Annotated in this window: 26 protein-coding genes; 22 read left to right on the top strand and 4 right to left on the bottom strand. The window is 62.8% G+C overall.

Annotation, left to right across the window (positions count from 1 at the left end; genetic code table 11):
- The 9 genes from IV091_RS03885 to IV091_RS03845 form a co-directional block, all read left to right on the top strand.
- The coding region (locus IV091_RS03885; RefSeq protein WP_293465372.1) for a (2Fe-2S)-binding protein at nt 1-1148 on the top strand (1148 nt) is incomplete at its 5' end.
- A gap of 18 nt (nt 1149-1166) precedes the next feature.
- Entirely contained in the window at nt 1167-1967 is an 801-nt protein-coding gene (locus tag IV091_RS03880) for a type IV pili methyl-accepting chemotaxis transducer N-terminal domain-containing protein (RefSeq protein ID WP_293465369.1), read from the top strand.
- 21 nt (nt 1968-1988) lie between these two features.
- Nucleotides 1989-2390 (top strand): nitrite reductase small subunit NirD, encoded by a 402-nt coding sequence (gene nirD, locus IV091_RS03875; protein ID WP_293465366.1) that lies wholly within the window; start codon nt 1989-1991, stop codon nt 2388-2390.
- Between the two features lie 26 nt (nt 2391-2416).
- The gene (locus IV091_RS03870) at nt 2417-5365 is read left to right on the top strand and encodes a nitrate reductase (protein WP_293465363.1); all 2949 of its coding nucleotides are present in this window, start codon (nt 2417-2419) and stop codon (nt 5363-5365) included.
- A gap of 43 nt (nt 5366-5408) precedes the next feature.
- Nucleotides 5409-6314 carry a DNA-binding protein YbiB gene (gene ybiB / locus IV091_RS03865; RefSeq protein WP_293465361.1) on the top strand — a complete coding sequence of 302 codons (906 nt, stop codon included), beginning with the start codon at nt 5409-5411 and terminating at the stop codon, nt 6312-6314.
- Nucleotides 6311-7102: a uroporphyrinogen-III C-methyltransferase gene (gene cobA / locus IV091_RS03860; RefSeq protein ID WP_293465359.1), complete on the top strand. Its 792-nt coding sequence runs from the start codon at nt 6311-6313 to the stop codon at nt 7100-7102. Before ybiB ends, cobA begins: the two co-directional genes overlap by 4 nt.
- A 110-nt stretch (nt 7103-7212) precedes the next feature.
- A complete protein-coding gene (locus IV091_RS03855; RefSeq protein WP_293465356.1) occupies nt 7213-8460 on the top strand; it encodes an NAD(P)/FAD-dependent oxidoreductase in 1248 nt (415 codons plus the stop codon).
- A 115-nt stretch (nt 8461-8575) separates the two neighbouring features.
- Nucleotides 8576-8788, top strand: a complete 213-nt coding sequence (gene rpsU, locus IV091_RS03850) for a 30S ribosomal protein S21 (RefSeq protein WP_011484193.1) — start codon at nt 8576-8578, stop codon at nt 8786-8788.
- Nucleotides 8789-8909: 121 nt separating this feature from the next.
- Nucleotides 8910-9371 (top strand): GatB/YqeY domain-containing protein, encoded by a 462-nt coding sequence (locus IV091_RS03845; protein ID WP_293465330.1) that lies wholly within the window; start codon nt 8910-8912, stop codon nt 9369-9371.
- A gap of 7 nt (nt 9372-9378) precedes the next feature.
- Here IV091_RS03845 and IV091_RS03840 read toward each other — a convergent pair whose 3' ends face one another.
- A complete protein-coding gene (locus tag IV091_RS03840; protein WP_293465327.1) occupies nt 9379-10176 on the bottom strand; it encodes a DUF4399 domain-containing protein in 798 nt (265 codons plus the stop codon).
- Between the two features lie 177 nt (nt 10177-10353).
- Entirely contained in the window at nt 10354-11763 is a 1410-nt protein-coding gene (pmbA, locus tag IV091_RS03835; RefSeq protein ID WP_293465325.1) for a metalloprotease PmbA, read from the bottom strand.
- Nucleotides 11764-11788: 25 nt separating this feature from the next.
- Between pmbA and yjgA the strand changes: the two genes are divergently transcribed.
- Genes yjgA through IV091_RS03820 form a run of 3 tightly spaced genes read left to right on the top strand, consistent with a single transcriptional unit; the run spans nt 11789 to nt 13438 of the window.
- Complete coding sequence (yjgA, locus tag IV091_RS03830; RefSeq protein ID WP_293465323.1) at nt 11789-12394, top strand: ribosome biogenesis factor YjgA; 606 nt, start codon at nt 11789-11791, stop codon at nt 12392-12394.
- The gene (gene mog, locus IV091_RS03825) at nt 12391-12981 is read left to right on the top strand and encodes a molybdopterin adenylyltransferase (RefSeq protein ID WP_293465322.1); all 591 of its coding nucleotides are present in this window, start codon (nt 12391-12393) and stop codon (nt 12979-12981) included. The genes yjgA and mog overlap by 4 nt, the downstream gene beginning before the upstream one ends.
- Complete coding sequence (locus IV091_RS03820; protein WP_366806976.1) at nt 12920-13438, top strand: ABC transporter substrate-binding protein; 519 nt, start codon at nt 12920-12922, stop codon at nt 13436-13438. The genes mog and IV091_RS03820 overlap by 62 nt, the downstream gene beginning before the upstream one ends.
- A gap of 63 nt (nt 13439-13501) precedes the next feature.
- Here the strand turns inward: IV091_RS03820 and cysE are convergent, their stop codons facing one another.
- Both cysE and IV091_RS03810 read right to left on the bottom strand, forming a co-directional pair.
- Nucleotides 13502-14281: a serine O-acetyltransferase gene (gene cysE / locus IV091_RS03815; protein WP_293465318.1), complete on the bottom strand. Its 780-nt coding sequence runs from the start codon at nt 14279-14281 to the stop codon at nt 13502-13504.
- Nucleotides 14282-14314: 33 nt separating this feature from the next.
- The gene (locus tag IV091_RS03810; protein ID WP_293465315.1) at nt 14315-15106 is read right to left on the bottom strand and encodes an RNA methyltransferase; all 792 of its coding nucleotides are present in this window, start codon (nt 15104-15106) and stop codon (nt 14315-14317) included.
- 145 nt (nt 15107-15251) lie between these two features.
- Between IV091_RS03810 and IV091_RS03805 the strand changes: the two genes are divergently transcribed.
- The 10 genes from IV091_RS03805 to IV091_RS03760 all read left to right on the top strand — a co-directional run bounded on the left by IV091_RS03805 (nt 15252) and on the right by IV091_RS03760 (nt 24467).
- Nucleotides 15252-16244: an inositol monophosphatase family protein gene (locus IV091_RS03805; protein ID WP_293465312.1), complete on the top strand. Its 993-nt coding sequence runs from the start codon at nt 15252-15254 to the stop codon at nt 16242-16244.
- 134 nt (nt 16245-16378) lie between these two features.
- Nucleotides 16379-16675 carry a phosphopantetheine-binding protein gene (locus tag IV091_RS03800; protein WP_293465309.1) on the top strand — a complete coding sequence of 99 codons (297 nt, stop codon included), beginning with the start codon at nt 16379-16381 and terminating at the stop codon, nt 16673-16675.
- A 74-nt stretch (nt 16676-16749) separates the two neighbouring features.
- Nucleotides 16750-17352 carry a hypothetical protein gene (locus tag IV091_RS03795; protein ID WP_293465306.1) on the top strand — a complete coding sequence of 201 codons (603 nt, stop codon included), beginning with the start codon at nt 16750-16752 and terminating at the stop codon, nt 17350-17352.
- Nucleotides 17349-18719, top strand: coding sequence for an AMP-binding protein (locus tag IV091_RS03790; protein WP_293465303.1), 1371 nt, complete (start codon nt 17349-17351; stop codon nt 18717-18719). The genes IV091_RS03795 and IV091_RS03790 overlap by 4 nt, the downstream gene beginning before the upstream one ends.
- Nucleotides 18709-19044 (top strand): 3-hydroxyacyl-ACP dehydratase, encoded by a 336-nt coding sequence (locus IV091_RS03785; RefSeq protein ID WP_293465300.1) that lies wholly within the window; start codon nt 18709-18711, stop codon nt 19042-19044. The genes IV091_RS03790 and IV091_RS03785 overlap by 11 nt, the downstream gene beginning before the upstream one ends.
- A gap of 23 nt (nt 19045-19067) precedes the next feature.
- Nucleotides 19068-20012, top strand: a complete 945-nt coding sequence (locus IV091_RS03780) for an acyl-CoA synthetase (RefSeq protein WP_293465297.1) — start codon at nt 19068-19070, stop codon at nt 20010-20012.
- A 4-nt stretch (nt 20013-20016) separates the two neighbouring features.
- Nucleotides 20017-20634 carry a LolA-related protein gene (locus IV091_RS03775; protein WP_293465295.1) on the top strand — a complete coding sequence of 206 codons (618 nt, stop codon included), beginning with the start codon at nt 20017-20019 and terminating at the stop codon, nt 20632-20634.
- A gap of 8 nt (nt 20635-20642) precedes the next feature.
- Nucleotides 20643-22979 carry an MMPL family transporter gene (locus IV091_RS03770; RefSeq protein WP_293465380.1) on the top strand — a complete coding sequence of 779 codons (2337 nt, stop codon included), beginning with the start codon at nt 20643-20645 and terminating at the stop codon, nt 22977-22979.
- Nucleotides 22972-23775 (top strand): polysaccharide deacetylase family protein, encoded by an 804-nt coding sequence (locus tag IV091_RS03765; protein WP_293465293.1) that lies wholly within the window; start codon nt 22972-22974, stop codon nt 23773-23775. The genes IV091_RS03770 and IV091_RS03765 overlap by 8 nt, the downstream gene beginning before the upstream one ends.
- Nucleotides 23772-24467, top strand: coding sequence for a phosphatase PAP2 family protein (locus IV091_RS03760; protein ID WP_293465291.1), 696 nt, complete (start codon nt 23772-23774; stop codon nt 24465-24467). The genes IV091_RS03765 and IV091_RS03760 overlap by 4 nt, the downstream gene beginning before the upstream one ends.
- Nucleotides 24468-24520 lie beyond the last annotated feature (53 nt).

The raw sequence follows: 24520 nt of genomic DNA, 5'->3' as shown, positions 1-24520 counted from the left end.
GCGTCAACAAAGGCACGATCTGCAAGGCCATCAAGGAAAAAGGCCTGTTCACGCTCGACGAGGTGCGCAAGCACACCAAGGCCAGCGCCAGCTGCGGCTCCTGCACCGGCCTGGTGGAACAGATCTTGATGGCCACTGCCGGCGGCGACTACTCGGCCACACCCAAGCTCAAGGCCCTGTGCAGCTGCACCGACCACGGCCACCAGGCGGTGCGCGACGCGATTCGCGACAACAAGCTGCTGACCATTGCAGACGTTTACAAATTCATGGAATGGCGCACGCCCAACGGCTGCTCCAGCTGCCGCCCGGCCATCAACTACTACGTCACCAGCAGCTGGCCCAAAGAGGCCAAAGACGACCCGCAAAGCAGGTACATCAACGAGCGCAGCCACGCCAACATCCAGAAAGACGGCACCTACAGCGTGATTCCGCGCATGTGGGGCGGCGAAACCTCGGCCAGCGAACTGCGCCGCATCGCCGACGCGGTGGACAAGTACCAGATTCCGACCGTCAAGGTCACGGGCGGGCAGCGCATCGACCTGCTGGGCGTCAAAAAGGAAGACTTGGTGAACGTCTGGAAAGACATCGGCATGCCCAGCGGCCACGCCTACGCCAAGGCGCTGCGCACCGTCAAGACCTGCGTCGGCAGCGAATGGTGCCGCATGGGCACGCAGGACAGCACGCAAATGGGCAAGGACCTGGAGCGTGCGATGTGGCGCATGTACGCGCCGCACAAGGTCAAGTTCGCGGTCAGCGGCTGCCCGCGCAACTGCGCCGAAGCCGGCATCAAGGACGTCGGCATCATCGGCGTGGACAGCGGCTGGGAGATGTACATCGCCGGCAACGGCGGCATCAAGACCGAGGTGGCGCACTTTTTCGTCAAGGTCAAGACGGCGGCCGAAGTGCTGGAATATACCGGCGCGTTTTGCGAGCTGTACCGCCAGGAAGGCTGGTACCTGGAGCGCACCGTGCACTTCGTCAACCGCGTGGGCCTGGACTACGTGAAGAAAAAAATCCTGGAGGACCATGACGGCCGCAAGGCACTGTGGGAGCGGCTGCAGTTTGCGCTCGACGGCGAGCCCGATCCGTGGTTTGACTTCAAGGAAGCCGCCGTCGACACCCGCCAGTTCTCCGCCATTTCAGCCTGATTTCCGCTTGAGGAGCCCATGATGACCACGACCTTTGCCCCAGCCTTTTCCCGCCGCCGCTTTTGCGCCGCCACCCTGGCCCTGGCCGCCGCCGGCAGCCAGGCGCAAGTGAGCAACCTGGGCGACGCCATCAACAAGGCCGGCCGCCAGCGCATGCTGTCCCAGCGCATGGGCAAGGCCTGGATGGGGCTGGGCCAGGGCGTCGAGGTGGAATCGGCACGCCGCGTGCTGGACCAGTCGATGGCGCTGTTTGACCGCCAGCTGACCGAACTCAAGGCTTTTGCGCCAGCTGGCGACACCCGCGACACCTATGTGCAGCTGGAGTCGGCCTGGTCAGGCTACAAAGCCTTGCTGGTGGGCGCCGCGCCGTCGCAAGGCCAGGGCAAGCCGCTACTGGACCAGGCCGGCAAGGTGCTGGCCCTGGCGCACAAAGGCACGGGGCTGTACGAGCAGCAATCGGGCAAGCCCGGCGCCAAGCTGGTCAATGTGGCCGGCCGGCAGCGCATGCTGTCGCAGCGCATGGCCCAGTTTTACCTGGCCAGCGCCTGGAATGTGGACAGCCTGGCCAGCCAGCAGGAAATCACCAAGGCCAGGGATGAATTCATTCCGGCACTGGAACTGCTGCGCAACGCCCCGGAGGCCACCGCCGAGGTCAAGCAGGCGCTGGCGCTGGCCGATACCCAGTGGCTGTTTTTTGACAATGCCCTGAAGGCGCGGGTCAGCAGTGCCAAGGCCGCCTCCGATGTGTTTGTGACCAGCGAAAACCTGCTGCAGGTGATGGACCGCGTGACCAGCCTGTACGCGCGCATTCTTGGATAACCGGAAAAGTGGAGAACCGACATGAACGAATGGAAAAAAATCTGCCTGGTCAATGACATTCCGGTGCTGGGCGCGCGCCGGGTCGCGCGATTGCAGGGCATCGCCGTGGCTGTGTTTCGCAGCAGCGAAGACAAGGTCTTCGCCCTGCTCGACCGCTGCCCGCACAAGGGCGGTCCGCTGAGCCAGGGCATGGTGTTTGGCGAAACCGTGGCCTGTCCGCTGCACAACATGACCATAGGCCTGGCCGACGGCTGCGCCAAGGCGCCCGATGAAGGCTGCACACCCAAATTTTCCTGCAAGGTCGATGCCGGCGAGGTGTTTCTGGATGCCGTCGAGCTGGCCACGCTGGCGCTTGATCTGCAGGCGCCCCGGGCCGGGCCGGGCGGCCAGAACTGTGCCGTGCAGGCGCCGCAGAGCGCGTGAAAGTACCCTCGCCCACTGGAGCCCCCATGACTGAAACCCGATCCACCTGCCCTTATTGCGGCGTCGGCTGCGGCGTGATGATTCAATCGCAGGCTGGCCAGATCACCGGCGTCAGGGGCGACCCGGATCACCCGGCCAACTTCGGTCGGCTGTGCACCAAGGGCTCGACGCTGGCGCTGACCGCGTCCAGCGCCGTCACGCAGCACACCCGGCTGCTGCACCCGATGCAGCGCCTGCGCCGCCGCGATGCGGCCCAGCGCATCAGCTGGGACAGCGCACTGGGTTTTGCCAGCGCAAGCTTTGCCCGCATCATCGGTGCGCACGGCCCCGATGCCGTGGGTTTTTACATTTCTGGCCAACTGCTGACCGAGGACTATTACGTCTTCAACAAGCTGGCCAAGGGCCTGATTGGCACCAACAACATCGACAGCAACTCGCGCCTGTGCATGAGCAGCGCCGTGGCCGGCTACAAGCAGACTTTTGGAGCAGACGCGCCGCCGACCTGCTACGACGACGTGAAGCATGCGCAGTGCATCTTCATTGTTGGCAGCAACACGGCCACCGCGCACCCGATACTTTTCAGGCGCATTGAAGACGCCAAGGCCGCCAACCCCGCGCTCAAAATCATTTTTTGCGACCCGCGCCGCACCGACACCGCCGAAATCGCCGACCTCTACCTGCCCATCTTGCCGGGCACCGATGTGTCGCTGTTTAACGGCCTGCTGCACATCATGCTGTGGGAAGGCTGGACCGACAACGCCTACATCGCCGCCCACACCAGCGGCTTTGAAGCCCTGAAAGCCACCGTGCGCGACTACACGCCGGACCTGGTGGCCAACACCTGCGGCCTGAAAAAAGAAGACCTGTTCACCGCCGCCCGGCTGTTTGCCACGTCGAGCGCCACGCTGAGCCTGTACTGCCAGGGCCTGAACCAGTCCAGCAGCGGCACCGCCAAAAACGCCGCGCTGATCAACCTGCACCTGGCCACCGCGCAGATCGGAAAACCGGGCGCCGGGCCGTTTTCACTGACCGGCCAGCCCAATGCCATGGGCGGTCGTGAAGTCGGCGGCATGGCCAACCTGATGAGCGGCCACCGCGACCTGGACAACCCGGCGCACCGCGCCGAAGTCGCCGCGCTCTGGGGCGTGCCCAGCGTGCCCTCAACGCCGGGCAAGACTGCCGTTGAAATGTTCCAGGCCGCCGCCGACGGCGAGATCAAGGCGCTCTGGATTACCTGCACCAACCCGGCACAGTCCATGCCCGACCAGGCCTTGGTGCGCCGCGCGCTCGAACGTGCCGAACTGGTGATCGTGCAGGAAGCGTTTGCCACCACCGCCACCTGCGATTTTGCCGACCTGCTGCTGCCCGCCACTACCTGGGGCGAAAAGACCGGCACCGTGACCAACAGCGAACGCCGCATCAGCCGGGTGCGGCCGGCGGTGGCCGCGCCCGGCGAAACGCGCCACGACTGGTCGATTGCCACGGCGTTTGCGCAGCGGCTGGAGGCTTTACTCCCTCCCCCTCTGGGGGAGGGCCGGGGTGGGGGCAGCACCGCCAACACGGCCAGCCAGCCCCCATCCCAGCCTTCCCCCAAAGGGGGAAGGAGCAACACCCTGTTCCATTACGCAAGCGCCGAAGCCATCTGGAACGAGCACCGTGAATCAACACGCGGCCGCGACCTGGACATTACCGGCATGCGCTATGCCCTGCTGGAAGAGGCGCCGCAGCAATGGCCACTCAAGGAAGGCGAGACCACCGGCAAGGTCAGGCTTTATGAAGACGGCATTTTCCCCACGCCGGACGGCAAAGCCCGCTTCGTCAACACCGTCTACAAGCCCGTGGCCGAGCCGCGCGAATCGCGCTTTCCGTTTTCGCTGACCACCGGCCGCCTGCGCGACCAGTGGCATGGCATGAGCCGCACCGGCACGCTGGGCCGGCTGTTTGGCCATGTGGCCGAGCCCGCGCTCCAGATGAACGCGCAGGACATGGCCAGGCGGCAGCTCTTGGAGGGCGACCTGGTGCATGTCACGTCCAAACGCGGCTCCATCGTGGTGCCGGTGCAGGCCTCACCCGAGGTCGGCATGAGCCAGGCCTTCATGGCGATGCACTGGGGCGGCGAATATTTAAGCGGCCAGTCCAGCAGCGGCGCGCCGCTGGCGGGCGTCAACGCGCTCACCACCTCGGCCTTTTGCCCGAGTTCGAAGCAACCCGAACTCAAGCATGCGGCAGTCAAGATCCTGAAAGCCGAGTTGCCGTGGTCGCTGCTGGCCATGGCCTGGCTGCCCGAAGGCGAGGCGCTGGCGGCCCGCGAACAGCTCAAACCGTTGATGGCGGCGTTTCCCTTTGCCAGCTGCGTGCCGTTTTCAAACAACACCCCGCTGGCCGACCGCAGCGGCGAGCGCACGGGCGTGCTGTTTCGCGCGGCGGGCCACGAAGCGCCGGCCGACGACCTGCTGGCCACGCTGGAGCGCGCCCTGGGCCTGGGCGGCGCGGACACCCTGCGCTACGCCGACAGGAAAAAGGGCCAGCGCCGCACGGCACGGCTGGTGCGGGCCGGCGAGCAGACCACCTTGGCCGGCTTCCTGCTCGCGGGCGACACCAGCGCAGAGGCCTGGATCAGCACCTTGTTGAAGGACGAGCTTCCCGCGCAGGCCTACGGCCGCATGCTACTGCTGCCGGGCGCCAAACCGCCGGTGGCCGTGCAGTCGCGCGGCACGGTGGTGTGCAGCTGCCTCAACGTGACCGACCTGGCGATTGACCAGCATCTGTCGCTGGTGCGCGAAGGCGGCAGCACGATGGGCTACCTCGGCACGGACGAGCAGCGGCTGGCGTCGCTGCAGCAAACCCTGAAATGCGGCACCCAGTGCGGTTCGTGCGTGCCCGAGCTCAAACGCCGGGTGCGTTCTGCGCCCAGCGCCCAGTCGGCGCAAACGCTGCCGCCGCGCCGCGTCATTCCCATCCAGCCGCGGGCTTAAGCTCATAACAAGCAGTTATCTGCATTCGCGGACAATCGCCAAAATGAGCATCAGCCACTACATCAAGGAAATCGGGCGCGGCAAAGACGGCGCGCGCCCCCTGCCCCGCGCGCAGGCCGCCGACTTGCTGGGCCAGGTGCTGGACGGCACCGTGACCGACCTGGAAGTGGGCGCTTTTTGCCTGGCCATGCGCATCAAGGGGGAAACGCCCGAAGAGATGGCGGGCTTTCTGGACGCCGTGGAACAGCGCATGAACCGCCTGCCCGCCAGCGCCCGCCCCATCGTGGTGCTTCCGAGCTACAACGGCGCGCGCAAACTGCCGCTGCTCACGCCGCTGCTGGCGCTGCTGCTGGCCCGCGAAGGGCTGCCGGTGGTGATTCATGGAACGCCCACCGAATCGACCCGGCTTTTTGTATCAGAAGTGCTGCTGGCGCTTGGTATGCCTGCGCAGACAGCTATTAAAGCCATAGCTCCCGGCGCGCTTGCGTTTGTGCCGACCGAGCTGCTGTGCCCGGCGCTCAAGCGCCTGCTCGATGTGCGGCGCGTGGTCGGGCTGCGCAACCCGGCGCACAGCCTGGTCAAGATCATGAACCCGTGCCAAGGCAAAAGCCTGGTGCTCAGCAGCTACACCCATCCGGAATACGCGCTTTCCATGGCGCAAACCTTTGAGCTGACCCACGCCAACGCGCTGCTGCTGCGCGGCACCGAAGGCGAAGTGGTGGCCGACGCGCGCCGCACGCCCAAAATGGAAGCCTTCGTGAACGGGCAGCGCCGGCTGCTGCAGGAGGCGCAGAGCGGAACGCTGGCCTCGCTACCGGATCTACCGCAATCGGTGGACGCAGCCGGCACGGCGGCCTATATTAGGTCGGTCATGGCGGGTGAGCGGCCCGTGCCCGCGTCGATTGCGCGGCAGGTGGAACACATCTTGCATCTGGTCCAGGAATTATGAACAACGGCAAAGACATCCCAGGCACGAACGGAAAATGCACGCTGGTGGGCGCAGGCCCCGGCGACCCGGAACTGCTCACCCTCAAGGCGCTCAAGGCCATCCAGCGCGCCACCGTGCTGTTCGTCGACGACCTGGTCAGCGACGAGATCGTGGCGTTTGCCGCGCCGGACGCCCGCATCGTGCATGTCGGCAAACGCGGCGGCTGCAAGTCCACGCCGCAGGCCTTCATTGAAAAGCTCATGCTCATGGCCGCCCGCGAAGGCGAAAACGTCGTGCGGCTCAAGGGCGGTGACCCCTTCATTTTTGGCCGGGGCGGCGAGGAAGTCGAGCACCTGCGCGCCGCCGGGGTGGACGTCGAGGTCGTCAACGGCATCACGGCCGGGCTGGCCGCCGTGACCTCGCTGGGCGTGCCGCTGACGCACCGCGAACATGCGCACGGCGTGGTGTTTGTCACCGGCCACGCCAAGCCCGGCGACGCGGGCACGGACTGGCCCGCGCTGGCGGCAACCGCCCACAGCGCCCGCCTGACGCTGGTGATCTACATGGGTGTCAGCGGCGCCGGGCGCATCCAGACCGAGCTGCTGACCGGCCTGCCTGCAGCCACGCCGGTAGCCGTGATCCAGAACGCATCGCTGCCCACGCAGCGCCACATCACCACCACGCTGGGTGCGCTGGCCGACGCGATTCAGGCGGGTGGCCTGGCCAGCCCATCCATCATCGTGGTGGGCGACGTGATCGGCAGCCTGGCGCTGGCTGCCGCGCACCCGGCAACGGTTCGCGCCGCCTGAGCGGCGCGGCTACACTTCCACGTTCAAAAAGACGCGGCTCCCGGGCCCCGGTTGAAGCACTATGCTTTTTATAGCTGCTCATGCTCGTCTTGTATGGACCAGAGGTTGATTTGACGCATAAATTTGATGTCGTAGTGGTGGGTGCCGGTGCCGCCGGCCTGTTTTGCGCCGGCCAGGCTGGCCAGCGGGGCCTGAAGGTATTGCTGCTGGACCACAGCGAGAAGGTGGCTGAAAAAATCCGCATCTCGGGCGGCGGCCGCTGCAACTTCACCAACCGGGACGTGGGTCCGGCCAACTTCCTGAGCGAGAACCCGCACTTTTGCCGCTCAGCCCTGTCGCGCTACACCCCGCAAGACTTCATGGGCCTGCTGCAGCGCTACGACGTGCCGTTTCACGAGAAGCACAAGGGCCAGCTTTTTTGCGACCGTTCGGCCGAAGACATCATCAACCTGCTGCTGGCCGAGTGCGCCAGGGGTGAGGTCACGCGCTGGCAGCCTTGCAGCATCAAGCGCATCACGGGCGGCCCTGACGGCGCCGACGGCTACCAGATCGAAAGCGACCGGGGGCAGATTGAAGCGCAGCAGGTGGTGATTGCCACCGGCGGGCTGTCGATCCCGAAAATCGGCGCCACCGACTTTGGCTACCGCATCGCCAGGCAGTTCGGCCTGCGCCTGATTGAGCCGCGCGCCGCGCTGGTGCCGCTGACTTTTGACGGCGAAGCCTGGGCCCCTTATGCGCAACTAAGCGGCCTGGCGCTGCCGGTGCAAATTGAAAGCACACCGGCCGATGCCAGCGCCAAACAGCGCAAAAAGGCTACGGTGTTCTCGGAAGACCTGCTGTTCACGCACCGGGGCCTGAGCGGCCCGGCGGTGCTGCAAATCTCCAGCTTCTGGCGCGAAGGCCAGCCGATTCGCGTCAACCTGACGCCGGGCGTGGATTTGCCCGCCCTGCTGCTGCGCGCCAAGGCCACCTCCAAAAAACTGATTGCCAACGAACTGGCCAGCCTGGTGCCCAGCCGCCTGGCGGACGCCTGGGTCAGCCAGGACCCGGCCCTGCAGCGCCCCATCAGCGACGCCACCGACAAGGCCCTGCTAGACCTGGCGCAGCGCCTGGCCGACTGGGAACTGACGCCCACCGGATCGGAAGGCTACAAGAAGGCCGAAGTCACTTTGGGCGGCGTCGACACCCGGGACTTGTCGTCCCAAACCATGGAGTCCAGGCAAGCGGGCCTGTACTTCATCGGGGAAGTCGTTGACGTCACCGGCTGGCTGGGCGGCTACAACTTTCAGTGGGCCTGGGCGTCAGGATTTGCGTGCGCACAAGCGCTGGCGGCGCGGCATTTTGCGCGGCCTGTATGATCTATGTCAAGCACCGTTTTACGGACTGCTATAATCTTAGGCTTTGCTAGCAAACCCGCACCAGACCTGATCCTGATCAGATCACTCACGGTGCATATTTCGGATCAACTCATCAATGACCACCATTCGCGTAAAAGATAACGAACCCTTCGACGTCGCGCTGCGCCGCTTCAAACGCACCATCGAAAAACTCGGTCTGCTGACCGACCTGCGTGCCCGCGAGTTCTACGAAAAGCCAACCGCCGAGCGCAAGCGCAAGAAGGCTGCTGCCGTCAAGCGCAACTACAAGCGCATTCGCGCCATGCAGTTGCCCAAGAAACTGTACTAATCGGTACCAGCTTCCCTTGCCTTTTGGCAGGCAGCTCACAAGCCCGCAAGAGGACGCTCTGCGGGCTTTTTCATTTTTCAGCCCATCCACACGATCCACCCCGCTTTTTCAGGAGCCTGCAATGTCACTCAAAGAACAAATCACCGAAGACATGAAGAACGCCATGCGCGCCAAAGACAGCGAGCGCCTGGGCACCATCCGCCTGCTGCTGGCCGCCATCAAGCAAAAAGAAATCGATGAACGCGTGGTGCTCGACGATGTGGCGGTGGTCGCCATCGTCGACAAGCTGATCAAGCAGCGCAAGGATTCAATCGAGGCGTTTGAAAAAGCCGAGCGCAAGGACCTGGCCGACAAGGAAGCCGCCGAGTTGCTGGTGCTGCAGGCCTACCTCCCTGCCCGCCTGAGCGCAGAGGAAGTCACGGCTGAAGTCAAGACCATCGCCGCGGCACTGGCCGCTGAACTGGGCCGCGCGGTAGGCCCGGCCGACATGGGCAAGCTGATGGGCGCGGTGAAAGCCCAATTGGCGGGTAAGGCCGACATGGGCCAGGTGTCAGCAGCGGTAAAAGCCGCCCTGGCGGGTTAATCCCGGTTTACTCCACGCGCACCGACGTGGAGACCGCCTCAGCCATCGTTTTCCCCGGATTGAGGTTGTCCATGAAATCGAGCTTCAGGACATAAGCACCCGATGGCGGCGCCAGCCGGGCCTCGGTCTGGCCGTTGGCGAAATCCATCTCGACCGGCTTGCCGCCACTTTTGGGCGTCACCGTCAGCCTGAAGTGCCCCGTGTCCTTTTCCTTCTGGCTCAGATGGGCCACGTTGAGCCCTGACGCCTGAAATTGCACGGTAAACGGTGGCTTGAGCCTGGCATCGGGCGCCAGGTTCGGAAGACTGATTCCCTTGGTGACCAGGGTCTTTGGATCAAGGTTCTTGTTTTTCCCCGTGACCGTGACCTTGATGGGCTTGCTGAACACGAAATGCGGCAGGTGCTTGTCGTCAGCCAGCAGCAAACGCAGGGTATAGGTGCCGGGCTCCAGCGTCAGCACCGTTTCCATCTGGCCTTTGCCAAAGTGAATGTACTGGTCGTTAAAAGGCAAGGCCTTCTTGAAGTCGAGCGGGAGATCGCGGTTGACCAGCAGATGATGGTGGCCGCTCTTTCCCCCCATGGGTGCACTGATAGGAGCCAGCCCCCAGCCACTGGTAAGGCCAAAAGTGGCACGAAAGGGGGTTTCGATCTTCGCGTTGTCCTGCAAGTTGGTGAAATAAGCTTCAGCCGCCAACTTGGCTGGCGCGGCCTGCCAGACGTCGAGCGCCTGATCGCCCGGCTGCGCCATGCAAATCATTGAAAAAAAGCCGGCAAGATTTGCGGCCAGTATGTGCTTTATCGCCAATTAAAACTCCCTCTGCTCGCCAATATGGGCAGAAAGAGCTTAATTTTTTTACCTGAAAACTGTTGACAATAAAAACATGCACTTACAGTTCAACAGGAAACTTCAACCGCCCCGGATTATTTCCTGAAGATGTGCTTTGGTGCCATAGCGCCTGAAAACAGCCGGCAATCTCAAATCTCAGGTGCCGGCAACTTTCATCCGGTTCACCAGAATCGAGCCCACCGTCTTGGCGCCGTAGTTGTAGGCATCGGCGCCCACGGCCTCTATGCCCATCAGCATGTTCTTGAGGTTGCCCGCAATGGTGATCTCTTCGACCGGAAACGCGATCTGGCCGTTTTCGACCCAAAAGCCCGAGGCGCCGCGGGAGTAATCACCCGTCACGTAGTTCACGCCCTGCCCCATCAATTCCGTCACAAACAGCCCCCGGCCCAGCTTGCGCAGCATGGCGTCCAGATCGTCGCCCGCGCGGGTGTGCCGGCTGGTGAGTGTCAGGTTGTGCGAACCACCGGCATTGCCGGTGGTTCGCATGCCCAGCTTGCGGGCTGAATAAGTACTCAGGAAATAGCCCTCGACCCGTCCCGCATCCACCACCTTGCGCGCACTGGTTTTCACGCCTTCTTCATCAAACGGCGCGCTGCCCTTGCCCTTGCGCACGTGCGGGTCCTCAAAAATGTCGATGTGCTTGCGAAACGCCTGCTTGCCCAGACTGTTGAGCAAAAACGTGCTCTTGCGGTACAGCGCCCCGCCGCTGATGGCCTGCACGAAGCCGCCCAGCAGGCCTGACGCCAGCGGCGACTCAAACAGCACCGGGCACTCGGTGGTCGGGATTTTCCGGCCTTTCAGGCGGGCCAGCGCGCGCTCGGCGGCATAGCGGCCGACCGCTTCAGGGCTGGCAAGGTCAGCGGCATCGCGCATCGAGCTGTACCAGGCATCACGCTGCATGTGGCTCCCCTTGCCGGCAATGGGCGCCACGGAAATGCTGTGGCGCGAAGCCGAGTAGCCGCCGCGAAAGCCCTGGGTGTGGGCGCTGAAAAAATGGCTTTGCTGGGCTGATACGCCCGCCCCTTCGCTGTTGGTGATCAGGCGGGAGGTAGCGGTGGCAGCGGCTTCGCACTTCAGCGCCATCTGGGCCGCTTCTTCCGACGTGATGGCCCAGGGGTGGAACAGGTCGAGTTCCGGGTGCTCGTGAGCAATGTCCTGCTCGTCGGGCAGGCCCGAGGTCTCGTCTTCTGCCGTGAAGCGGGCAATGTCGTAGGCCGCCTTCACGGTTTGCTCAATCGCGGCTTTGGAAAAATCGCTGGTGGCCGCGTTGCCGCGCTTTTTGCCGATGTAGACCGTCACGCCCAGCGACTTGTCGCGGTTGCGCTCCACGGTTTCCAGTTCACCCTTGCGCACGCTGACCGACAGGCCGCTGCCCTCGGACGCTTCGGCTGCCGCGTTGGTGGCGCCCAGCTTTTTGGCGTGGGCCAGGGCTTTGTCGACCAGGCCCTCAAAAAAGTCGCGATGGTAGCTGAAACCCGCCTCGGGCTGGGGGGTCTTTGCGCGAGAAGAATTCTTGACTGAACGAGCAGGTGATTTTTGAGTCATATGGGTCGCTATGATACTGACTGCTATGAACATCAAGACTACCAAGGCTATCAAGAGCCCCATCAAAGGCTACTGGTCCAACGGCCGCTTCGTGAAACCCGAAGAAATCGCACTCGAAGAAGTGGGACCGCCCAGCAAAACCCAGCTCAAGGCCGAGGCCGACGAGAAGCAGGCGCTCGGCGAGGCGCTGCTGACCCTGCGCGCCGACCTGATGGCGCGCCTGGACCTGCCCGACAAGCTGCTCGACGCGCTGGCTCAAGCCAAACGCATCACCAACTTCGAGGGCCGGCGCCGGCAAATGCAATTCATCGGAAAGCTGATGCGCCCGCTGGACACGGAACCGATCCGCGCCGCCATTGACGAGCAGGCCAACGGCTCGGCCGACCTGACGCTGGCCCTGCACCTGGCAGAGCAGTGGCGCGACAAGCTGATCGCCTCGGACGACGCGCTGGGCCAGTGGATCACGCAATACCCCGGCACCGATTCGCAGCAGCTGCGCGCCCTGATCCGCCAGGCCCGCAAGGACATTGCCAAGCCCGAGACACCAGGCGAGGCACCGCGCCACGGCAAGTCTTATCGCGAGATTTTCCAGCTGGTCAAGCAGACGATGAAGCAGGAGCCCGAGGCATGAGCACCCCGTGCGACGCCATCAAGGTGGGCATCGTGTCGGTCAGCGACCGCGCCTCGGCAGGCATCTACGAGGACAAAGGCCTGCCCGCCCTGAAGGACTGGCTGACACGCGCGCTGCGCAACCCGGTCACCTTTGAAGAACGGCTGATTCCGGACGAGCAGGCGGGCATCAGTGCCACGCTGATCGAGCTGGTCGATGCCGGCTGCTGCCTGGTGCTGACCACGGGCGGCACCGGCCCGGCGCTGCGCGACGTGACGCCCGAGGCCACGCGGGCCGTGGCGCACAAGGAAATGCCGGGTTTTGGCGAGCAGATGCGGCAGATCAGCCTGAAATTTGTGCCAACCGCCATCCTGTCGCGCCAGATTGCCGTGATTCGCGACCAGAGCCTGATCCTGAACCTGCCCGGCCAGCCCAAGGCCATTGCCGAAACGCTGGAAGGGCTGCGAAACGAGGCGGGCGAGTCCGTCATGCCCGGCATCTTTGCCGCTGTGCCCTACTGCATCGACCTGATAGGCGGGCCTTACCTTGAAACCGACCCGTTGGTTTGCAAGGCTTTTAGGCCCAAACACGCCATTCGCGCGGTATAAAAGCCAACGCCCCGTATTCGTAGCGATGAATACAGGGGGAAAGGCCAGACCGCAAGGCACTGGCATCTTCTGTTTGGTTTTTTACCTGAGTCAACACATGCACGCTTCTTTCCGAACCAGCCTTTCCATCATTGCCTTGGCTGTGGCCTCTTTGACCCTGCCTTCGCTGGCGCACGCCAAACGCATGGGTGGCGGCTTTAAGGCCAAGCCGGCCACGGCGGCCCCCGCCAAAGCACCTGCAGCCGCGGCTCCGGCACCTGCCGCTGCAGCAGCACCTGCAGCAGCGGGGTCCGGCATGATGGGCACCATGGGTGCGGTTGCCGTCGGTGCGGTTGTTGGTTCCATGGCTGGCAACGCGATGGCCGCGCCTGCAACCCCCGAAGAAAAAGAAAAGGCTGCGGCAAAGAAGGCCGCGGCAGAAAAAGCGGCCGCCCCCGCCGCGACGCCCGCCAAGTAACGGCATCGCCGCCCGCAAGCCATCCGGGGCCAAATATTCAATAGCACCCAGCGCCTGAAGCGCCTACTTGCCCACCAGCTGGTTCAGCTTGTCGGCTTCAAAGGTTTCCTGTAGTGCCGCATCCTTGGGCACGCAGTCATGGGTGGTGCTGTTGGGCAGGCACGACAGCTTTTCAATCGCCTGCCAGAGCAGGGCAATCTGGTGCTCTTGCCCGGCGGCGTTGTCAATCAGGCCGCGCATCGCCAGCGACAGCGGATCGTCGCCTTGCGAGATGCCGTAGGCTGAAAATCCCATCTGGCTGGCCGTCTGCTCGCGCTTCACGTCGGCACCGGCCTCAATCACACGGGCCGGGTTGCCCACCGCCGTGGCGCCCGCAGGAACCGGCTTGACCACCACGGCGTTAGAGCCAATCCGCGCGCCGTCGCCCACCGTGAAGCCGCCCAGCACCTGCGCGCCCGCGCCCACCACCACACCCCGGCCCAGCGTCGGGTGGCGCTTGGTGCCCTTGTAGAGAGACGTGCCACCCAGGGTCACGCCCTGGTAAATCGTGCAGCCATCGCCAATTTCGGCGGTTTCGCCCACCACCACGCCCATCGCGTGGTCAAAAAACACGCACCGGCCAATTTTGGCGCCAGGGTGGATTTCAATGCCCGTCAGCCCGCGCGCCAGGTGCGAGATAAAGCGACCCAGCCACTTGAAGCCGTGGTTCCAGCACCAGTGCGCGCGGCGGTACAGGATCAGCGCATGCAGGCCGGGGTAGCAGGTCAGCACCTCCCAGGCGGTGCGCGCGGCGGGGTCGCGTTCAAGGATGCAATGAATGTCGGAGCGGATTCTGGAAAACATGGAAGGAGTCTACTGTTCGGCTGGCGGGTTCGCTTACGCGGACGTTTTGCCCGCCGCGCGCAAAGCTTTTTGCGACATGGCCTTGGCCACGCCGCGCAGGATGTGGATTTCCTCTGGGCTAAGTTGTGCGCGGTTAAAGAGCTGATTCAGGCGCGGCATGAGTTTTTTGGGCGATGCCGGGTCCAGAAAACCGATGTCGGTCAGCGCCTCTTCCCAGTGCCGGAGCATGCCCGCCACGGCGGCAGCATCCGCCAGCTGGGGCTCGGCCGTGGCCGACTGCACCGCAAAGCCGCCCAGCGCCTCGCGCCAGTCGTAGGCAATCAGCTGCACCGCAGCGGCCAGGTTGAGCGAGCCAAACTGCGGGTCGCTCGGAATGCTCAGGGCCACATGGCAGCGGTACACATCTTCGTTTTGCATGCCAAAACGCTCGGAACCGAATAAAAAAGCAATTGAATCCGGCTTTAGCCCTTGTTCTACGGATTCAATATGCTCTTTTTTTAATAGTAAATCAGGCACACCCAGCAATTCGGCAAAATGAGCACGCGGCGAGCGGGTGGGCGGGCCGAAGTCGCGCGGCGTCATGGCGGTGGCGCACAAATGCGCCACGCCGTCCAGCGCTTCATCCAGTGTTTCAACAATCCGCGCATTGTTCAATACGTCGAGCGCGCCGCTGGCCCGCTGAATGGTTTCTTCGCGCCTGAGCACATTGGCCCAACGCGGTGCGACCAGCACCAGGTCGTCAAAGCCCATGGTTTTCATGGCGCGGGCCGTGCCGCCCACATTGCCGGCGTGGCTGGTGTTGATCAGAATAAAGCGGGTTTTCATGGATAAAAAAGGCCTCAGGCGCTGCCCGCACCCCAAGTTTCGCGGCAATTACGCTTGACTCGGAGGGGAAGCCGGTAAAATGAATCTATTGTCGCCTGCCCCCGGTTACCGGTTTGCAGCCCCTGCCCGCTCTTTCATACCCTCTATGTCCAGCAATCTACACCCCATGCTCAACGTGGCCGTCAAGGCTGCGCGCGCCGCCGGCGCCCTCATCAACCGCGCTGCACTTGATGTTGAGGCGGTCCGCGTTTCAGCCAAGCAGACCAACGACTTCGTCACCGAAGTGGACCATGCCGCCGAGGCCGCGATCATCGAAACGCTGCTGACCGCCTACCCCGGCCACGGTATTCTGGCCGAAGAGTCGGGCTCCGAACACGGCGCCAAGGACTCCGAATTCGTGTGGATCATCGACCCGCTGGACGGCACCACCAACTTTATCCACGGCTTTCCGTTTTACTGCGTCAGCATTGCACTGGCCGTGCGCGGCAAGGTCGAGCAGGCCGTGGTCTACGACCCCACCCGCAACGACATCTACAGCGCCAGCAAAGGCCGCGGCGCCTACGTCAACGACCGCCGCATCCGCGTCGGCAAGCGCGCCCGCCTGCAGGAATGCCTGATTTCCACCGGCTTTCCCTACCGCCCCGGTGACAAGCTCAAACCCTACCTCAACATGCTCGGCGAAGTCATGAGCCAGTGCGCGGGCGTTCGCCGCCCGGGTGCTGCAGCCCTTGACCTGGCCTATGTGGCGGCAGGCCACAGCGACGGCTTTTTTGAAACCGGACTCCAGCCCTGGGACGTGGCTGCGGGCTCGCTGCTGATCACCGAGGCGGGCGGCCTGATCGGAAACTTCACCGGCGAGTCCGAATTCCTGGACCAGGGCGAATGCGTGGCCGGCAACCCGCGCATTTACGGCCAGTTGGTAGCCACGCTGGGTAAATACAGCAAGTTCGCCGGTGCGGGCGACAAGGCCACCGTACGCCAGGCCCTGCAGGATTCACGAACGCAAGCCAGCGCGGACGAAAGCACCGACGGCGGCCCCAAAACAGCCTCTGCAGCCAGCGAAAAACCCAAGCTCAAGGCAAAACGAATCCAGCCGGCGGTTGCACGCGACACCAGCACCCCGGACGCCCCTGTCTAAGCCGGCGTTGGCGGTTCAACCGCCTCCCTGCAAGCTCCGTTTTGGAAACGCCTCGGCTAAAATCACAAGCTTTGGCGCACCTGCGCTGAAGTTGGGCAATCTGCCATTTACCCACTATTGAGCGATCCTCTTCTATGTCCGAACTGCCCCTCCAAGCTTTGTCCACACCGGCTGACGCGGCCCTGCTGCTTGAAGTCGCCGAACTGGTGGTGAGCGCCCTGAACCTGGAAGTTGCTGCCGCCAACGTGCAGGCGGACGAGCCACTGTATGGCGACGGACTGGGCCTTGACTCCATCGATATTCTTGAAATTGCGCTCGTGGTCTCCAAACGCTATGGCCTTCAGCTCCGCGCAGACCATGACGACAACCACGCCATTTTTCATTCGCTGCGCAGCCTGAGCGACCATATCGCGGCGCAACGTACCAAGTGACAAGCCAGCTGGCGACGCGGTTGCTCCAAGCCTGTCGCTGGGGATTTATCGGCCTTCTGGCCGTTGGTTACGCGGTGCTTTCCCATTTCACCGCCACGTCGACAACGCATGCGCTCCTGGGTGCCCTGGTCGCCGTGACGCCCATGCTGGTGCTGTCATTCCTGCTGGCCTGGCGCTCGGTCCGGCGCGCGCGCATGCTGACCCTCTGGCTGGTGGTCTGTGCCCTGCTCTATGGCAGCAAGAACTGGCTGATTGCCCATTACAACTGGGTTTTCCTGCTGGAGCATGCCGGCACCTATTTAATGCTCTGCGCCACTTTCGGCCTGAGCTTGCGCCACGGCGAAACCCCGATGATTTCGCGCTTTGCCCATATCGTGCATGGCGGCATGTCGACCGCGCTCATCCGTTACACACGATCTGCCACTTGGGCCTGGACCCTGTATTTTGGCGGTATTGCGGGCATCTCCCTGCTGCTGTTCTGGCTGGCCCCCGTTAACGTCTGGTCGGCGTTTGCCTACCTCCTGGGCATTCCCTTGCTGGTGCTGATGTTCATGGGGGAATATGCTGCGCGTTGTTACCTGCTGCCGGCGGCCGAACGGGCCGGGCCGCTGGAGTCCATTCGCGCCTACCGAAAGGCTTCAACAGAGGGCTCTGCGCAGCCTGGCAGCCACCCATGATCACCTTTCCGCTCATCACGCATGCGCATGCCCAGGACGTCATCGCCTACGGCCCTGACCAGCCCATTACTGCGGCGCATTTTCTGGCGGACGTCCGGCAACTTGCAGCCGCATTGCCAGCGGGCAAGCATGTGCTCAATGTCTGCAGTGACCGTTACAGGTTTGCCGTCGGCATGGCCGCGGCCCTGCTGGCCGACAAGATCAGCCTGCTGCCACCCACGCTCACGCCGGAGATGGTGCGTCAGGTCAAGGACTTTGCACCCGATGTGTTTTGCCTGACGGACCAGCCGCAAGCCATCGCCCTGCCTCAATTTTCATGGGTGGACACCTTGACAGCGCCCTCCCCGGCCAGGGCTGGCAAGCAAACTGAAAACCTGGACATTCCAGAGATTTCCGGCTCACGCACGGCCGCCATCGTGTTCACTTCGGGCTCGACCGGCGCACCTGTGGCGCACCGCAAAAGCTGGGGCGGACTGGTTCATAGTGTGCGCGCTGAAGCGGGCCGCCTGGGTCTGCTCGACGGGCAGCGCCACAGCATCGTGGCCACGGTGCCGCCGCAGCACATGTTTGGCTTTGAATCCTCGGTGCTGATTGCCCTGCAAAGCGGTGCTGCCATGTGCGTGGCGCATCCGTTTTACCCGGCCGACATCTGCTCAACACTGGCGGAGGCGCCCCGCCCCCGTATGCTGGTCACCACCCCGGTGCACCTGAAGGTGTTGCTGGCATCGGGCCTGGACATTCCCTTGCCCGATCTGGTTCTTTCGGCGACCGCGCCCTTGTCGCCCCAGTTGGCAACGGCTGCCGAGGCGCGCTTGCAGGCACCGGTTTTTGAGATTTACGGTTCGACCGAAACGGGCCAGATAGCCTACCGCCGCACGACGCAAGCCACCGAGTGGACGCTTTTCCCGGAAATCATGCTCAGTTCCACGCAGGGCCGCGTCTGGGCTTCGGGCGGTCACCTTGAGCAGGCCACACCCCTGGGAGACGAACTCGAACTGCTGGATGGCGAGCACTTTCTTCTGCATGGCCGCACCGCCGATCTGATCAACATCGCGGGCAAACGCAGCTCGCTCGGCTACCTGAACCATCAGCTCAACGCCGTAGCGGGCGTGATCGATGGCGCGTTTTTTATGCCAGACGAGGAGGAGGATGTCACGGTGACGCGCCTGACGGCCTTTGCAGTAGCCCCCCACATGACGGCGCCCGCGCTGCTGGCGGCCCTGCGCGAGCGTATTGACGCCGTTTTCATCCCGAGGCCATTGGTGCTGCTGGAATCACTGCCACGCAACAGCACCGGCAAACTACCCCGGGAAACGCTTCAGGCGCTGGCGCGCGAGCACCGTAAAAAGGTAGCCCATGCAAAGTGAAGCAACGCTCTTCATTGCGCCGGACCATCCGGCTTTTGCCGGGCATTTTCCGGGAAGGCCGATTTTTCCCGGCGTGCTGTTGCTCGACGCCGCTGTTCACACCGCGCGGCAGGCCATGCACGCTTCCTCATCCAGCGACAGAGGCGAAGACGGCGCAAAAGATATCTGCCAGATCAGCGCTGCCAAATTCCTCAGTCCGGTCAGTCCGGGCGAGACCTTGACTATTTCCTGCACCACCTCGGCCTCGGGCAGCATGCGCTTTGACATTTCAAGCGGAAGCCGAAAAGTGGCCACGGGCACGCTGGTGTTGGCACCGGCGCCATGAAAAAGGAAGGCGATACCGCGGCAATGGGAAGCGCTCAATGGCAACAAAATCCTGAGCGCAGCAACCTGTTCATGCTGCGGGTGATGACCTGGATCTCGTTGCGCCTGGGCCGAAGCGCGAGCCGCATTGTCCTGTACGGGATTGCGGCCTACTTTCTGGCCTTTGCACCTGCGGCCCGCCGCACCTCCCGCAATTATCTGCGCCGTGTGCTCAAGCTGCCATCGGCTGCAGCCGTTGGCTGGCGACATCTGTTCCGGCATTTCCTGAGTTTCGCGTCGGCCATCCACGACCGTGTTTATCTGCTCAACGACCGCTTTGATCTGTTCGATATTCGCGTTCACAACCAGGCGCTTATCGACAAGATCGTGGCCGATGGCCAGGGCGTGTTCCTGATCGGTGCCCACATGGGCAGCTTCGAAGTGCTGCGGGCCATTGGCCGCAGGCAACCCGGGCTGCGCGTGGCGATGGTGATGTACGAAGAAAATGCGCGCAAGATCAATGCGGCACTGTGCGCCATCAACCCGAAAGCGCAGCAGGACATCATTGCCCTCGGTCACATTGACTCGATGATCCAGGTGCATGAACTGCTGGCCCAAGGCACCGTAGTCGGCATGCTGGCCGACCGTTCGCTTGGCAGCGACGACACGCGTCCCGTTGAGTTTCTGGGCGATACGGCCGAACTGCCGCTAGGTCCCTTTCGCATGGCCGCCATCCTGAAGCGACCCGTCGTCTTCATGACAGGCTTGTACCGCAGCGGCAACCGCTACGACATTCACTTTGAGACCCTGGCCGATTTTTCGGCACTCCCGCCGCGCGGTCGTACCCTGGCGGTTGAGGCAGCCATGAGCCGTTATGCTGCACTGATGGCGCAATACTGTTACGTCGCCCCCTACAACTGGTTCAATTTTTTTGACTTTTGGCGCGCCCCCATGCCGCGAAAAGCAGGACACTCCGCAGAAATCACCTGACACCATGATGCCCTTCCTTCACCACCCGATATTTGCGATCCGCTGGGCGCGCTCCCCGGCATCCCTGGCGATTGGCTTGTTGCTGGCCGCAATAGGACAGTCAGCCTTCGCCGCCTGGGACCTCCAGCAGCTGATGGATACGCTGGCACAAAACAAGTCCGGCCACACCACCTTCGTCGAAAAAAAATATATAGCCATGCTCGACAAACCCGTCGAGTCATCGGGGGAGCTTGTTTACACCGCGCCGGACGGGCTCGAAAAACGCACAATCAAACCCAAACCCGAATCCATGGTGATCAACGGCGGGGAGTTGTTTATTGAACGCGGGCAGCAAAAACACCGCCTGCAGTTACAGGCTTACCCGGAACTGGCCGCCTTCATCGACAGTATTCGCGGCACCCTGGCTGGCGACCGCAAGGCACTGGAACGCAGCTACCGACTGAGCCTGGAAGGCACAGCCGAGCACTGGACGCTGCAACTGCTGCCGCTGAATGAAAAAATGCTGGCCGTCATCAAGCGCATCAGCATCACCGGTGTGCGCGACCAGGTCCGCAGCATTGAAATTACCCAGGCCGACGGTGACAGCTCCCTGATGACCATCGAAAAATCGGCAACACCGTGATGACGCCAATGCGCCGCCGGGGCATGACCGCTATCGCGCTGTGGCTGGCGTTCCTGCTGGCGTGCAGCGTCATCATCAGCCGCAGCCACTTCACCACGGACCTGTCGGCATTTTTGCCGAGCAATCCCACACCCGAACAGCAATTGCTGATGGATCAGTTGAAGGAGGGATTGACTTCACGCCTTATTCTGGTGGGCATTGAAGGCGCAGATGCACCCGCGCGTGCCGGAATTTCCAGGCAGGTCGCCCAGCGCCTGCGCGCCGATCCGGCTTTCGTCACCATCAACAATGGCGAACCCGTCAACACCGAGCGCGACCGCGCTTTCCTGTTCAACAACCGCTACCTGTTGAGCCCTGCAGTCACACCCGCGCGCTTCACGGAAGAAGGCCTGCATGCCGCCCTGAGCGACAGTATCGATCTGCTCGCCTCGCCTGCCGGCCTGCTGGTCAAATCCATGCTGCCACGCGATCCGACCGGCGAGATGATGCAACTGCTTGACCAGTTCAACAGCGGCAGTCGCCCCCATCTGGTGGATGGCGCATGGGCCTCACGCGACGGCGCGCGTGCCTTGATGCTGATACAAACGCGCGCCGCAGGCTCCGATACAGACGCCCAGCAGCGCGCCATGGCGTCCATCCAGCAAGCGTTTGACACGGCAGCCGCCGCAAGCCCTGGCGCCAAACTGGTGATGACAGGGCCCGGCGTGTTTTCGGTGACCTCGCGGGACACCATCAAAAGTCAGGTTAGCCGCCTCTCCATCATCAGCGTCGTCCTCATTGCGACGCTTTTACTGCTGGTTTATCGTTCCTTCACTGCACTTGCCCTGGGCTATTTGCCGGTCATCAGCGGCGTTCTGGCAGGCATCGCCGCCGTCAGCCTGGGCTTTGGGTCGGTGCATGGCATCACCCTCGGATTTGGCACTGCGTTGATCGGCGAGGCGGTGGATTATTCCATCTACCTGTTCGTGCAATCCGAACAGGATGGCGCAGACCAGCAAAACTGGATCAAGCGCTTCTGGCCCACGATCCGGCTCGGCGTTCTGACGTCTATATTCGGTTTTGCTTCACTGCTGTTGTCCGGCTTTCCGGGGCTGGCACAACTCGGCCTGTATTCGATTGCCGGGTTGGTCAGCGCCGCCACCGTCACACGTTTCGTGCTGCCGCATCTGCTGCCGGCGAAGTTTCGAATCCATGATGTATCGGCCATTGGACGCGTACTGGCCCAACTGGCAGGGCGCGCCGCGTCGCTGCGCTGGCCGGCGGCCATGCTGTTGCTGGCGGCGTGCATCGTCCTGGTCAATAACCGCGCCAGCTTGCTGAATGACAAGATATCGTCCTTGAGCCCGGTATCGCAAGCCGATGTAGCGCTCGATGAGCGCCTGCGCGCCGATATGGGCGCACCCGATGTGCGCTATCTGGTGGTGGTATCCGGCACCAGCCGGGAAGCTGTATTGCGCTCTTCCGAGCAAGTCTCAACACTGCTGCAAGTGCATGTCGACCAGGGAGAACTGGCCAGATTCGAGAGCCCTGGCCGTTACCTTCCAAGCGCCGAGACGCAGCGCGCACGCCAGGCCAGTCTGCCAACACCCGCCCAGCTCGAAACACAGCTTGCAAAAGCGGTTCAGGGCCTGCCGGTGCGGGCAAACCTGTTTACGCCGTTTCTGGCGGATGTCGCCGCCGCCCGCAGCCAGCCTCTGCTGCAGGCAGTCGACGTCGAGAAGACCTCCATGGCCATGGCGATAGACGCCCTGCTCATACAGCAGGATAAGCAATGGCGCGCCTTGTTACCGCTGACCGCACCCGAAGGAATCGACATCAATGCCGGTCGTATTCGCGCAGCATTGCATGCAAGCGGTTTGCCCGACGTTCTGTTTGTCGACATGAAAGCCGAATCAGATCGCCTGTACTCCGGCTACCTGCATGAAGTCGTCCTGCTGTCGCTAGGCGGAGTGATTGCCATCGTTGCACTGCTGTTGCTGGTTTTTCGCTCGCCCATGCGTGTGCTCCGGATCGTCGTTCCGATCGTCGCCGCAGTCATTACCGTCATGGCGGGATTGGCTGTTTTCGGACAGCAATTGATTATTCTGCACCTGGTCGGTTTTTTGCTGGTGGTCGCTATCGGCTCCAATTACGCGCTGTTCTTTGACCGGCCTGATCCGCGCACACCGATCGCGCCCCGTACGCTGGTCTCGATGTTGTTTGCCAACCTCACCACCGTTGCAGGTTTTGGTCTGCTGGCATTTTCCAATGTCTCCATATTGCAGGCCATGGGCGCCACCGTGGCACCGGGCGTCATACTGGCGCTGATGTATTCAGCCATTTTTTCCAGGCAAGCCAATGCCTGAGTCACGCTGGCAACCCACGCTGCTGATACGCGCCTCTGTGGCCCTGCATGTGCTGGCATTCCTCACCGTCATCGCGCTACCCGGGCAATGGCGCTGGGTGCTCGCGGCGGTCCTTATCAATCACCTGCTGATAGCCGGCATGGGCCTGTGGCCGCGCAGCCACTGGCTGGGACCGAACTGGACCCGGCTGCCCGCCGCCGCAACCGCCAGAAATGAAATTGCCCTGACCATTGATGACGGCCCCGACCCGGCTGTCACTCCGCAACTGCTCGATATCCTGGATCGGTATGCGGCGCAGGCCACCTTTTTTTGTATCGGCGAGAAAGCTGCCCGGTATCCCGATTTGTGCCGGGAGATCGTTCGCCGCGGCCATGCCGTCGAAAACCATAGCCAGCATCATTGGCACCATTTCTCGCTGATGGGGCCGCGCGCCATGAGGCGTGAATTGCAGGCCGCCCAGGACACGTTCACGTCCATTTCCGGTCAGCGCCCCCTGTTCTTTCGCGCCCCCGCCGGCTTGCGCAACCCTTTTCTCGACCCGGTGCTTCATCGACTCGGGCTCACCCTCGCAAGTTGGTCGGTTCGTGGCTTCGATACCCGGGTCGGCGACGCTGGACGCGTAAAAAACAAGCTATTGCGGGGCCTGCACGCGGGCGCCATTTTGCTGCTTCACGATGGCAATGCAGCGCGCACAGCCGGAGGCATCCCGGTCATTCTCGAAGTGCTGCCGGCTTTACTGGAGTCCGCTGCGGCCGCACAATTGCGCACCGTGACCTTGCGGCAGGCGCTTTCATGAACGCCAGGCGAGTTGATGCCGAGCCATGGTATCGGCAAGCTGCAAAGCTCATTCCCAAACATATCTATCTGAAGAGTATCGGCACGACACTCTTCATCAGCCTGTTTTTCTTCGCTTATTTCTACGTACTCAAAAATCCGGCCTACCCGATCACGGTGATGCCAACCACCTTGCTGGACAGCCTGATCGACTTTCAACCGCTGGCCTTGCCGGTGTACCTGTCGCTGTGGGTCTATGTCTCACTACCCCCCATATTTCTTGCCACACGAGGCGAACTCTATCGCTACGGGATGGCAGCCGCCCTGACCTGCCTCGCAGGGCTGACTGTTTTTTATTTCTGGCCCACAACGGCACCAGTGGCCGATATCGACTGGGCCCGGTATCCGGAGATGCTGTTTCTTAAGAACATGGACGCCTCGGGCAATGCCTTCCCTTCCCTACATGTGGCCACAGCCGTTTTTTCTGGCATCTGGTTACATCACTTGCTGCGTCGGCTGGGGGGGCCGTGGTGGATACTCTCGATCAATGGCCTGTGGTGTATCGGCATCGTCTATTCCACTTTGGCCACACGCCAGCATGTTGCCGTGGACATGTGGGCCGGCGTCGCGCTCGGCGGGCTAACCGCCGGGCTGTCCTTGCGACATCACCTGAAGACGACAGTTGCCATTAAAGTCAGCCAGCCGCTCATTTGATGCAGGCCGACTCCCTTAATTTGCTAAATTACAGCCCTACTTAGATTGGTGTT

The organism is Polaromonas sp., from assembly GCF_018780625.1.
Taxonomy (GTDB): domain Bacteria; phylum Pseudomonadota; class Gammaproteobacteria; order Burkholderiales; family Burkholderiaceae_C; genus Polaromonas.
Note: the sequence above shows the minus strand (reverse complement) of the source record. Positions and strands in the feature narration are given on the sequence as shown.